The organism is Shewanella sp. SM101 (genome assembly GCF_025654465.1).
Taxonomy (GTDB): Bacteria; Pseudomonadota; Gammaproteobacteria; order Enterobacterales; family Shewanellaceae; genus Shewanella; species Shewanella oncorhynchi.
Window position 1 is genome coordinate 105,670 of sequence record NZ_JAKKRH010000005.1, and the last position, 11,888, is coordinate 117,557.

The 11,888-nt window shown below is 45.2% G+C and carries 14 protein-coding genes and 1 tRNA gene; 9 read left to right on the forward strand and 6 right to left on the reverse strand.

Annotated elements, in window-relative coordinates:
* Positions 1–2 precede the first annotated feature (2 nt).
* Positions 3–1,982 carry a cation:proton antiporter gene (locus tag L5M38_RS04310; RefSeq protein WP_263166310.1) on the reverse strand — a complete coding sequence of 660 codons (1,980 nt, stop codon included), beginning with the start codon at positions 1,980–1,982 and terminating at the stop codon, positions 3–5.
* A 501-nt stretch (positions 1,983–2,483) separates the two neighbouring features.
* Positions 2,484–2,903 carry a PRC-barrel domain-containing protein gene (locus tag L5M38_RS04315; protein WP_263178436.1) on the reverse strand — a complete coding sequence of 140 codons (420 nt, stop codon included), beginning with the start codon at positions 2,901–2,903 and terminating at the stop codon, positions 2,484–2,486.
* A 285-nt stretch (positions 2,904–3,188) separates the two neighbouring features.
* Between L5M38_RS04315 and L5M38_RS04320 the strand changes: the two genes are divergently transcribed.
* The 8 genes from L5M38_RS04320 to L5M38_RS04355 all read left to right on the forward strand — a co-directional run bounded on the left by L5M38_RS04320 (position 3,189) and on the right by L5M38_RS04355 (position 7,600).
* A complete protein-coding gene (locus tag L5M38_RS04320) occupies positions 3,189–3,350 on the forward strand; it encodes a DUF3309 family protein (protein ID WP_081729035.1) in 162 nt (53 codons plus the stop codon).
* A 38-nt stretch (positions 3,351–3,388) separates the two neighbouring features.
* A complete protein-coding gene (locus tag L5M38_RS04325) occupies positions 3,389–3,730 on the forward strand; it encodes a BON domain-containing protein (RefSeq protein ID WP_028760077.1) in 342 nt (113 codons plus the stop codon).
* A gap of 104 nt (positions 3,731–3,834) precedes the next feature.
* Positions 3,835–4,533: a Crp/Fnr family transcriptional regulator gene (locus L5M38_RS04330; protein WP_263166314.1), complete on the forward strand. Its 699-nt coding sequence runs from the start codon at positions 3,835–3,837 to the stop codon at positions 4,531–4,533.
* A 122-nt stretch (positions 4,534–4,655) separates the two neighbouring features.
* Positions 4,656–5,423: a Crp/Fnr family transcriptional regulator gene (locus tag L5M38_RS04335; protein WP_263166315.1), complete on the forward strand. Its 768-nt coding sequence runs from the start codon at positions 4,656–4,658 to the stop codon at positions 5,421–5,423.
* A gap of 366 nt (positions 5,424–5,789) precedes the next feature.
* Entirely contained in the window at positions 5,790–5,966 is a 177-nt protein-coding gene (locus tag L5M38_RS04340) for a hypothetical protein (RefSeq protein WP_263166319.1), read from the forward strand.
* A gap of 345 nt (positions 5,967–6,311) precedes the next feature.
* Positions 6,312–6,659 carry a DUF4398 domain-containing protein gene (locus L5M38_RS04345; protein WP_263166320.1) on the forward strand — a complete coding sequence of 116 codons (348 nt, stop codon included), beginning with the start codon at positions 6,312–6,314 and terminating at the stop codon, positions 6,657–6,659.
* A gap of 75 nt (positions 6,660–6,734) precedes the next feature.
* Positions 6,735–7,154, forward strand: coding sequence for a hypothetical protein (locus L5M38_RS04350; RefSeq protein WP_263166323.1), 420 nt, complete (start codon positions 6,735–6,737; stop codon positions 7,152–7,154).
* On the forward strand, positions 7,103–7,600 hold the full coding sequence (locus L5M38_RS04355) for an OmpA family protein (protein WP_263166324.1): 498 nt from the start codon (positions 7,103–7,105) through the stop codon (positions 7,598–7,600). The genes L5M38_RS04350 and L5M38_RS04355 overlap by 52 nt, the downstream gene beginning before the upstream one ends.
* A 144-nt stretch (positions 7,601–7,744) precedes the next feature.
* Here the strand turns inward: L5M38_RS04355 and L5M38_RS04360 are convergent.
* From L5M38_RS04360 to dnaQ, 3 genes are all read right to left on the reverse strand, one after another.
* Positions 7,745–7,821: transfer RNA gene (locus L5M38_RS04360), tRNA-Asp, on the reverse strand.
* 285 nt (positions 7,822–8,106) lie between these two features.
* A complete protein-coding gene (locus L5M38_RS04365) occupies positions 8,107–9,480 on the reverse strand; it encodes a TIGR03503 family protein (protein WP_263166326.1) in 1,374 nt (457 codons plus the stop codon).
* Positions 9,481–9,490: 10 nt separating this feature from the next.
* Entirely contained in the window at positions 9,491–10,219 is a 729-nt protein-coding gene (gene dnaQ, locus L5M38_RS04370; RefSeq protein WP_198573302.1) for a DNA polymerase III subunit epsilon, read from the reverse strand.
* A 70-nt stretch (positions 10,220–10,289) separates the two neighbouring features.
* Here dnaQ and rnhA point away from each other — a divergent pair, with 70 nt between their 5' ends.
* On the forward strand, positions 10,290–10,760 hold the full coding sequence (rnhA, locus tag L5M38_RS04375) for a ribonuclease HI (RefSeq protein ID WP_006081489.1): 471 nt from the start codon (positions 10,290–10,292) through the stop codon (positions 10,758–10,760).
* Between the two features lie 196 nt (positions 10,761–10,956).
* Here the strand turns inward: rnhA and L5M38_RS04380 are convergent, their stop codons facing one another.
* Complete coding sequence (locus tag L5M38_RS04380) at positions 10,957–11,865, reverse strand: LysR substrate-binding domain-containing protein (RefSeq protein WP_105252337.1); 909 nt, start codon at positions 11,863–11,865, stop codon at positions 10,957–10,959.
* Positions 11,866–11,888: the final 23 nt, after the last annotated feature.

Consider the following 11,888-nt stretch of genomic DNA (forward strand, 5'->3'; position numbering starts at 1 on the left):
GGTTAATTCTTTACTAAGGTCTCATCTACAGCTTGTAGTGCATCAGCGGTATTATCTTCAGTAGCAACATCAGCTTGAGCCGTTTCAAGCTTTAATCGCTCGGCCTCCTCTTCCGCTTTTACCTTTGCTAAAGCAGATTCTGCTGCTTTTTCTTGGGCTTCCCGCTCTGCAATCGCTTGCTGCACTTTGGCTTCTTCTAAAGCTTCAATTGGCAATAGACTGATTAGCTCAATACAATTCGGAAATACGGTATCATTACCCGAAACAACGACGACCTTACCTTCTTTCGTCAGGTAAACCAGTGGTATTGCCGTCTCACCGTAACGTTTACGAAAATGTTCAAAGCTGAAGTTTTCGGTTAAATTCGTTACTTTAAGTTGAGCGCCTTTCGCCATTAGGCTGGCTATCTTGGCATACGACACTGCATCACCAAACAAACATAAACGTTGCTTATAACTTTCAGAGAGCTGGTGGCGTGCACTGCCTACTTCGGTATTATTAAGACCAAAAACTTTTTTAGCACCAAAAAAGTCTTGGAAATGAAAGCTCACTAACGGGTTTAACTGTCGGTAAGGTGAAATAATCAACACACGGCCAATTCCAGTTAAATCCATATAATTTTCAGCATGTTCCGAAACAGGATTACCAAAATACACTGGAATATTATCCATACGCGCAAGCCTAATATTGTCCCAGTTATTATCAGCCAGTAGCACTTTGACATCTTTGGCTTTTAAAATTTTCGCTAACTCTCTGGAAAATTTAGAGGCACCAAAGATCAATAAACCTTGGGCAGAATCGGCTTTAACCCCAAGAAATCGTGCCCAACGTCCCGCCGTTAAACTTTGGACCACCACAGTGCCGATAATAATTAAGAACACTAAGGGCACAATTGCATCTGCGCCCTGCACATTGTTGGCTTCTAACTTGATTGCAAATAAAGAAGATACCGCCGCGGCCACAATACCTCGAGGGGCAATCCAGCATAAAAACCACTTATCCGCTTTCGACAGAGATGTGCCGATACCAGAAACCCAAATACTCAGCGGTCGTGCCAATAACATGGTCACCGCTAAAACACCCAGTCCACCCCAACCTAAGCCGAGCATGGCGTTAGAATCTAATCGCGCCGCCAGTAAAATAAACAGTGCAGAAATCAACAGTACGGTTAATGTTTCTTTAAATTCAAGGATTTCAGCAATATCCACACCACGCATATTCGCAAGCCAAATGCCCATAACCGTCACAGTCAATAAGCCCGATTCTTCTTGTAATAGGTTCGAGCCGACAAAGATACCCAGCATTAAGGTCAAAACGGCGGTATTACGCAGATAGTGTGGCAATAGGTTGTGTCTTAAGATTTGTCCCGTTAGATAACCCGCTACTGCGCCAAGTCCTAATCCGAGGGACAACATAGAGCCTAAGGCATAGAGCACATGCGTCGTTTGATCGCTGGCAACAGTTATGTATTCAAAGACTAACACTGCGAGCAGCGCGCCTATTGGGTCAATCACTATACCTTCCCAACGCAAAATACTCGCCAGCTGGGATTTAGGACGCACACTTCTGAGCATTGGCACGATAACCGTAGGCCCAGTCACTACCACTAGCGCCCCAAAGAGCAATGCAATTTCCCAACTAAAATCCAATAAATAAAAGGTGGCCGTACTGATACAGGCCCAAGTGATCACGGTACCGATAGTCACAAGATGCGTCACCATACGACCATGATCTTTGATTTCTTTGAAGTTAAGAGTCAAAGCCCCTTCAAATAAAATCACGGCGACCCCGAGGGAAATAATCGGAAAAAGCAAATCACCAAAAATCGCATCAGGATTGAGGAATCCAAGCCCAGGGCCTAAAGTGAGCCCACATAGCAACAAGGGTAAAATCGCTGGTAACCGAAGTTTCCAGCCAAGCCATTGACAAAATAACGATAGCACTCCAATTAGCGCTAGCATGCCAGTAATGTGTTCAACCATATAAATCCTTTAGATAACTGAGCTAAATACTAATGAGCTTAGCTTTAATGACGCAGATGACAACAGCATGAACAGTAAGCTGAAATTATCTATTCGATATATCCACTGTTAAATATGATTCTTCCCTCATCACCTATGGAGAAAAAATCAAGAAAACGGAGCAATCTAGCGACATCAAGTAAAATAAGCTGTAGTACAAATCCGAAAACATCAGATTTACCTTAAATAGGGATTTAAACTTAAAATAGAAAAACAAAAAAGCCTTATCTTTCGACAAGGCTTTAATCATTTGATGAAGCGAAGACATTGATCAGCGATACACGCTAGTGACTTTCGATAATACACTAGCTCAAAATTTTATCGTTATTAGGTTGCAAATAAGCAAATTCCTAACAACTAAAATGCGTGTGGGCTCTACTCACTTGATAGACACAACCACACTTATACATATTTACCGAATCCAAATAATAACGCAGGGGATAAATCCCCTGCTTAACACCATTAATCACTACGGCTACCGTAGTAATCGTGCAGTTCGTTTTCCCATTCAACATCTTTCATATTGGGCCAATGGCCTTTGTCAAAGCCCGGCGCCGTTTTGAGTCGCTCTAATGATATGTCCATGACAAAACATTTTTGCTCATGATTAAGTGTCAGCATCTTCCAAGGCACTGCAAACAGCTTTTCTCCAAAACCAAAATAAGTACTGAACGACAGTACCGCATACCCGACGTGGCCCGTTTCCACTTCAAGCATAATTTCTTTGATATCCCCTAAGGTTTCACCAGAATTATTAACAACATTATTGCCGATCAGTGTTTCAGCGCCCATCAGATATGGGCCGGGTCCTTGTGCCAATGATGGAGAAGCGAACTGTGGATTGTTGTAAATACCGTAAACATCGCGATCATGATAATTCATTTTGTTGACCTCTTTATTAGCGCAGCCCATGAAACTGGACAACGGAATAAGTGAAATACCAAACGTTGGTTTCGAATTGAACATGTCCGTCATCGGACATAAGTTAGAGTATGCATCTCTACAATCACTCGCTCTGTTCGGCATACCGCTTATCAGTTAATGCGAATATAAACACATCGACTCGTCAGAACCCTGTAAGTGCGCCACCGTACCGACATCCCATTTACTACGGCACAGACTCATGTTACCCAGTGCAAAATTGCCCCGGTATCAGGAAGATTAGCCATGTCAATTGCGACTATTTTATTGATTATTTTAATTTTGTTATTTCTCGGCATGCTCCCCACTTGGCCCCATAGCCGAAACTGGGGTTATCGTCCTGGTGGACTTATAGGCATAGTGCTACTGGTGCTGATTATATTGCTGTTAACGGGACGCGTTAGCTAATGCCCCCATTTTTACTCTTTATCAAAAAGGATAATCTGATGAGAACAATTAAAATGTTAAGTATCTTCCTGCTGGCTCTAGGCTTAGTCGCCGTGGCCAGTTGCAGTTCTGCATACAACAAAGAAGGTACTGGCGAGTATTTAGACGACAGTGTGGTCACCACCAAAGTGAAAGCTGCCATTTTAGGTGATAAAAACTTAAGTGTGGCCGAGATTAATGTTGAAACCTTTAAAGGCGTGGTCCAGCTCAGCGGGTTTGTTAAATCGCGTGAAGATATCAATACTGCGGTAAAACTAACAAGCAAAGTCCCCGGCGTTATTTCAGTCAAAAACGATATGCAACTAAAATCTGGCGCACCTTCACCGCAACTAAAAAACTAGTCATTTAATATCCATCATTCCGCAGCCCCGTTCTGATGCTGCGGCCCTTCTTTTTGCAGCAGATTTTCTGGTGCCAAGTCAATGCCACCACAGGTTGAACCGCTATGCCCACTCAACACCAAGACACATTAGCCCCACAAATTCAGAACCGATTAATCCGTCATCTGCCAGTGGTGGAACAAGCGGATTTATTATCGCAAGCTGAGTTAGTCCAACTTAACTTTGCCGACTTACTGTGCAAGCCTGGCGAGTCATATCAATATGTCTATTTTCCCTTAACGGCTTTTATTTCTTTGATTGCTAAACTCCCCAAACATCCGGCATTGGAAATGGGTTTGATTGGTTACGAAGGTATGCTTGGAGCGACGACTTTGCTGGGCACTCGGCAAGTGCCTTCCGAGGCGATCATCCAAGGTTCTGGTCAAGCTTGGCGGCTCCCCATTGAAACCTTTGAAGGCTTACTCGCTCAAAATACCAATCTGAAGCAAATAGTAGAGACTTATCTATACACCTTGTTATGCCAATTATCACAAAATGCAGTCTGTGCCCATTTTCACTCCATTGAGTCTCGGCTAGCACGTTGGTTGCTAATGAGTCACGACCGAATTCAGACTGATGAGTTATATCTAACCCATCAATTTTTAGCCGACATGCAGGGTGTTAGGCGAAGCAGTATTACCGAGGCCGCAGGCAATTTACAGACCCGCGGCAGCATTTCATATAATCGTGGGCGATTACATATTCTTGATCGACAAGTTCTACTTGCCCGTTGCTGCAGTTGCTATCACTCAATGCGCACTTAAGTGCATATTGTCCACTCAACGATTCAAAAAACCTGCCATTATGTTCGCTACCGTACATAGCATAGGTGTTTCTCGCTGTAACCTGAGTTAGCGACATCACCAAACAAGGACACGCTATCATAATGGACACACTAAAACTGAAATCTGTATCAGAGCGACCGCCACCGGAAACTCACTTCCCGCCAGAATCCAATCGGTTGTTATGTGAATTGCCAGAAGAAGTCAAACAACGTATTTTCCCGCATCTGGAACTGGTTCCATTAGAACTCGGACAAGTAGTCTGTGAAGCAGGCTCAAAGCAGCGTTATGTGTATTTCCCGCTGGACTCGATTATTTCGTTGCTATATGTGATGGAAAATGGGGCATCCGCTGAAATTGCCGTCGTTGGAAATGATGGTATGGTCGGCGTTGCCCTGTTTATGGGAGGAGAAAGCACCACGAGTCGCGCTGTAGTGCAAAGTGCTGGCGTTGCCTATCGCTTGTTTGGTCAGCGGCTTAAAGACGAATTTAACCGTCATGGCGCCCTGCTCCACCTGTTACTGCGTTACAGTCAGGTGCGACTGACCCAAATGGCCCAGACCGCGGTTTGCAATCGCCACCATAGTATTGAACAGCAACTGTGTCGTTGGTTACTGCTTTCGATAGATAGGCTGCCCGATGATCGCGTGTTAATGACACAAGAATTGATTGCCAATATGCTCGGCGTACGCCGTGAAGGTGTCACCGATGCGGCAGGCAAACTGCAGCGCATGGGAATTATCAATTACAGTCGTGGGAATATTGAAGTGGTCGATCGCGCGTTACTAGAACAAACCTGTTGTGAATGTTACACGGTCGTTAGACAGGAATCAGAACGGCTGATGCCACCTCAACAAGCGCAGCAAACATAAACGTACTGTGCACATAACGGATGGCTAGACCACTCGTACAACAGCCATTCTATCGTTATCCCATATGCCACTTCAGTACTAAACCCACACTGGTACTGCAGAGCATAAACAAAACAGGCAGTCATCAACCCTACACGCCAACATGGCGCAAACTGATGCTGCCTAATATCCGAAATATTACCTTTATAATCAATGCATTATTACTGATTGCATCGACCCGCCCAGCAAACAAAAAACGTGCCGAGCGGCCAATATTGCCATCACTAATCCCATGCGCGCTAACGCACAGACGTTCAATATTTTGCAGGTCATGCTGAATGTACGGTTCATGCACTCTTGCACTACACCGGGTTACTTGAGGTTTATATGAAAAAATTCACAGAACAACATAAATCCGTCGATAACGATGCACAGAATTCCGACACCAACAAAGCCAATCCTCCCGTCGTAGCCCGCAACCGTCAGATGATCAAAACCACAGTTGCGGATAAAGCTAAACAAGACGTGGATACCAGTAAAAGCACACAAAATAAGCGAGGTTGAAGAACTTAAATCAAACAACAAGGAAGGTAACTGGACTGAAAAAGAGCCAAATCATCACTCGTTAGACTAGGACGTGACGAACAAACAGGGAAAAGTTTCATTGATTAAGTGCAAAAACTAAACCTTGCAGTAACACACTGCGTTTAGCTCAAGCCGATGCAATCCTTACTGTGTCGGCCCTCTTTAACTCAGAGGAGTAGATCATGAATTTCCGTGGCGTCAAATTACTCACTCATACCAACTGGCTCAAAAATGGGGCTATTCACCAGCATATTGACTGTGCATGGTGGAATAACAAACCTAAAGACCACACTCGGGGCACTGTTTCCGAGAAAGGAATTTCAAATGAACATCAATAAAAATCAACAACCACAGCAATATTCAATCGGTCTGCAGCGAGCCAAACACTTCTTATTAGCAGGTTGTATTGCAACAGCGCTCGTGGGCTGCAGTTCAACGCCATTGACTAAGACCGCAGAAATGGAACGGGCTGAACACACCATTGCCCGCGCAGAGCAAGCAAGAGTCGGCCAATATGCCTCAAATGAACTGGCACAGGCCAGACTTAAACTTCAATCTGCAAGCAGCGCATTACTCAATATGGACACTGTCAGCGCCGATCGTTACGCCATAGAGGCGAGCCTTGAGGCCGAATTGGCCCAAGCTCGCGCTGAGGTTGGCACAAGCCAATAGCGTCAATAATGAAATGAAAAACAATATCAGCATTCTGCAGCAAGAAATGTTGCGCCGTTCAGGAGGAATTCAGTAATGAAAAAACCTATCGTTTCATCGGGTCTGCCTTTACGTTTTAGCCGTCATCTACTGGCATATAGCCTACTCCTAACCACTGTAGCAGCTTGTAGCAGTACGCCCCAAATAGCTGAAGGCATCGGTGATATCCGTACAGAACTTAATAAACTGCAAGCGAATAATGAACTGGCAATTTTAGCCCCTGCTGCCATTAAACAAGCTGAAGAAGCCGTTCGCGCTGCTGAACAACCGGTAAAAGATGAGCAACAATCACAGCACCTAGTGTTTGTTGCTGATAAGAAAGTCAATATTGCCTTAGCTCAAGCGCAGAGCCGCTTTGCCGAAGATCAACACAAAGTCCTCGCTAAAAACGCGATGACGCCAGATTGGATGCTCGCACCACAGAGGCCAATCAAGCTCATCAAGATGCGCGCCTAGCCCGTGCTGATGCTGCAGATGCGCGTCAGGAAACGACCGAACTGCAAGCCCAGCTCACATTGCTGAATGCCCGTCAGTCAGAACGTGGTTGGGTCGTAACCTTAGGTGATGTTTTATTTGATACTGCCAAAGCGGATCTTAAGTCATCGACCAGTCAACATCTAACCAACCTAGCGAACTTTCTGAACAAGTATCCCGCGCGTGGTGCCATGATTGAAGGGTATACAGATAGTGTAGGCAGTGAACAATACAATCTGGGTTTATCGCAGCAAAGAGCTGATAGTGTTAGCCATTTTTTACAAGGAAAAGGGATCCAATCCAATCGGCTCAGTAGCCTAGGTAAAGGTGAAAGCTCACCTGTTGCCAATAATGAGTCCGCCAGTGGCCGCCAGCAAAACCGTCGGGTTGAAGTCATCCTCACCGACACCGCACAGGCTCCACAGTAGCGATCACTTAATCATATTAAGATTTCAGCGTGATCCTTGCTGACATTTGAATCGAGTCTCATCGCTAATAAGATGAACAGCGCAGAAATTAAGGAGATCAGTAAAAAGCAAAAAGCCCCATCTTTCGATGGGGCTTTTGCAATTTGGCGGAGCGGACGGGACTCGAACCCGCGACCCCCGGCGTGACAGGCCGGTATTCTAACCAACTGAACTACCGCTCCAAATTCTTCCTTATCCAAGTATCTTACGGGCATCAAACCCGCTAACTCCAGCGTGACAGGCCGCCGATGTTAAAACAGAACGATAATTCAACACACTTATCAATGCTCTGCTTAAGATGCGAAGAATAATACGGTTGAGCCCTGCAGGCGTCAACCGTTTTTTACTTCGATTTATCATTTGATTAAAAAAAAGCCAAATCAATTGCAGACCTTGATTTATATCCCAAATATCGCTGCAACGTTCCAGTTCAAAGTCATAAATCAAACATATTAAGCAACGCTTGGCTAACGGTCTTTATCTGCCTCATCTGGCATAGTGAGATCGATTTCATCTAATGAAGGCGCTGCGGGTGAATTTGCAGATGCTTCATTCAATAAACGTAACTCCGCGGCAGCTAAGGCCTGCGCCAAACTTTGGCGCTTACGCCACACAATTAATCCCACCACGCCTAAGACTAACAAGATAGCGTTGACTGTAATGATCCAGAACATTGCATCTTTCTTCGCAAGCTCTTCTTCCTCTGCCGCTTTTTGTGCAGCAACAGCAGCCAACTCTTCGGCACTTGGTGGTGGTTCTGGTGGTTCAATTAAGTTAAAGAAAAGCTCAGGTAAATCCAGCACGATTTCACGACCAGTGACAGTCGTCGTCGCCACAAAACCTTTAATTCGATAACTACCAAACTCTGTCACTGTGGGTAAATCTAATTCAGAGTCAGGCTCAATGAGACCATTAACAACCAAAGGCAGTTGCAAGCCAGCAGGGCCGACTAACTCAAAGGAAAAATGTGTCTCAGCCAGCTGCAACACTGTCTTATCCACGTGTAACATGACTTTCCATTGCCCTGTTAGCGGATCGTCAGGGGTAATAACTTCTAGATTAATTGGCCGAGGTGACAATTTAAACGGGAATGAAACCTGCCGTTCAAACACATTATTACGTGCCTGCACGACAAACTCATAATCACCCCAAGGCTGCTTTATATTGATATTGCTGGTAAATACACCATCGTCGGGTTTTTCATCGTAATCTTCACCATTGTCTTTATAGGAACCAACAATAATGTCACCCGCGGCAAAGTTTTCATCGCCCGCCTTATGTTTACTCACAAAATGTGCCGTCCATTCGACTAAATAATCTAACCCAGGCATACGCACACGCTGCTCGTCACCCATTAGCTGCGCGACAATTTTAACTTGTTCACCTTGGAAGATTGGCTGCGGTAAAGGCTGGACTTCGATTTCGAGTTTAGAGAGCTTCTTAAGGGTTGAACCTGAGACAACCTTGCCCACCAACTGCCAAGGTCCGGGCTGTGGTGACTCAATGTAAATAATATCGCCCGTTATACCATCAACCCACTTAACGGTTGCTGGATGACGATTGGCATACCATTTACTGCCATCGGGTAACACTATGACCACGGGCGCAGAGCCATATTCACGCTCCACTAATAAGGTCATGTTATCGACCATATGATCAATACGAAAACGGTTTTTAAGCTCGGAAGCCGTCTCCAATCCTACAATCGGTGCTGCCTTAGGTGGCTTGACGACTTTTTTAGCGGGATCTAGGTCAGCGGCCAATACACTCGCCACACTAAATAACAGCATAGTGGCAAGCAGGCAAAAAGCTAAAATGGGTTTATGGCGCGACATCGGCATAGTAATTCTTCTATCCTCTCCAGAGGCATTTACCTGATTTTGCGACTAAATCAAGGCGTTGTTCATGCATTGTCAGTTCATCGGCCGATGCGCCAATCACTTTAAGATTAAGTGATTGTGGATCAAAACGTTGAATCCCCCCCGCTTCCTGCCCCGCTTCTTCGTTAGACAAATTAAACTTTGTCTGTCCGCCAGTCATGATCAGATAAACATCAGCGAGGATCTCGGCATCGAGTAATGCGCCGTGGTACTCGCGGCGAGAAGTATCGACGCCGTAACGCTTACAGAGCGCGTCGAGATTGTTTTTCTGACCGGGATGTAAAAACTTAGCAATCTCTAAGGTATCGAGGATCTGACAAATATCAGCGGTTTTCGGACCACGCGGCTGCAGCAGTGAAAACTCATGATCCATGAAGTTCACGTCGAAGTTCGCGTTATGTGCGACGATTTCAGCGCCGTCGATAAAGTTGATAAACTCTTGAGCAATTTGATGGAAACGCGGCTCTTTGGAAACGCGTTCATCGGTAATACCGTGAACAGCGATAGCTTCGAGATCAATTGCTTGACCAGGATTGATATATTGGTGGTAATAACGCCCCGTCAAACGACGGTTTACCACTTCCACACAACCAATCTCGATGATCCGATGGCCTAAATAGATGGCGCCGCTGCCTTGGTTCATACCTGTGGTTTCGGTATCTAAAATAACCTGACGGCTAGCATTAGAGATAATATTCATGTTTTTATGCGCTTCTTATGACAATTTTTAGTTATACTCGGCCGAAATTCCCGGCTATGGTAACAATTTGATGACTGAACTAAAACTGATCCACATCTTCACTGACGGCTCTTGCTTAGGCAATCCCGGTCCTGGCGGCTATGGCATTGTAATGAATTATAAAGGCCATACAAAGGAGATGTCCGACGGTTTTGCGCTCACGACCAATAATCGCATGGAATTGTTAGCCCCAATCATAGCGTTAGAAAGCTTGAAAGAGCCTTGCCAAGTCGTGCTCACCAGCGACAGCCAATATATGCGCCAAGGCATAATGACATGGATACATGGCTGGAAGAAAAAAGGTTGGATGACATCAAACCGTACCCCAGTCAAAAACGTTGACCTATGGAAACGATTAGATAAAGCCTCACAGATGCACACTATCGACTGGCAATGGGTTAAAGGTCACGCGGGCCACGCCGAAAACGAACGTTGCGATGTGTTAGCTCGCACCGCAGCAGAATCTAAACCAACCCAACCCGATTTAGGTTATCAGCCTTAACCCTGTGGCCCTTAGCTTAAACGAGCAAAATTCGTATAGCCAAAGTTGATATAAGCTAAATTCGAAAAAGTAAGTTCGATGCCATCACGCCTAAGCTAAACACTTAGGCGTGATGATTTATTTCACTACTCATCTCACTGTCAGTCCACCGTTAACATTTATGCTCACTATTTATGAGCCATTGCTATCAAACGGTTTATTTCAATTCCACACCTGCAATATTGAAAAAATTCTCACAAAACAGCACAAAAGCTTGACCTAGGGATGTCGCCTGACGGCTCTTATGGGTGATGCGATAAAACTGCCGCTCGAGTACGAGTCCCTCAATCGTGACTAACGCCAACTCTTTACGACTGATTTCTTTCTCCAGCGCCAACTCAGATAACACCCCAAGCCCAGCACCTTGTTTCACAGCCAATTTAATCGCATCCGGCGTAGTAAAGCAGAATTTAGCCTCTGGCTGCATATCCAACTCATTGGCGGCATTTACAAAATATTCGCGAGTGCCCGATCCTTCCTCACGTAGCACCCAAGATAGGCCTTTAACCGCCGCAGGTTTAACCACTTTCCCCGCCAGAGGATGCGCCGGATGACAAAACACCAGCAACCTATCCTTATGCCATGCCTCGACACTCAAACGATTGTCAGTGCAATGGCCTTCAATAAAACCCATTTCAGAGCGGAACTGCGCAACCGCTTGGATCACATCTTGAGTATTAGTAATTGCCACATCCACATGGGTTTGAGTATGTTGCTGACAAAATGCCACTGCGGCTTTCGCCATCAGATAATTGCCGATTGTCGAACTGGCACTGATGCTTAAACGCCCAACCAGATCACCACCATGATAAGTAAATGCCTGCTCAATTTGTTCAACACGGTGTAATAGATCCGTTGCCAATGGCAGCAGTAAATTACCCTGGGAGTTAAGCTGTAATCGATTGCCAATACGTTCAAATAGGCGGGCATTTAGCTGCTTTTCTAATTCAGCCAAGGCCATAGATGTCGCCGGTGGTGATAAATTCACTTGTTCAGCCGCCTTTGCGACTTGGCCGCTACGTGCCACAGCCTCAAATACTGCCAGTTGTCTTAAGGTGATCCGCATATAAAAACCTGTACTTAAAATGG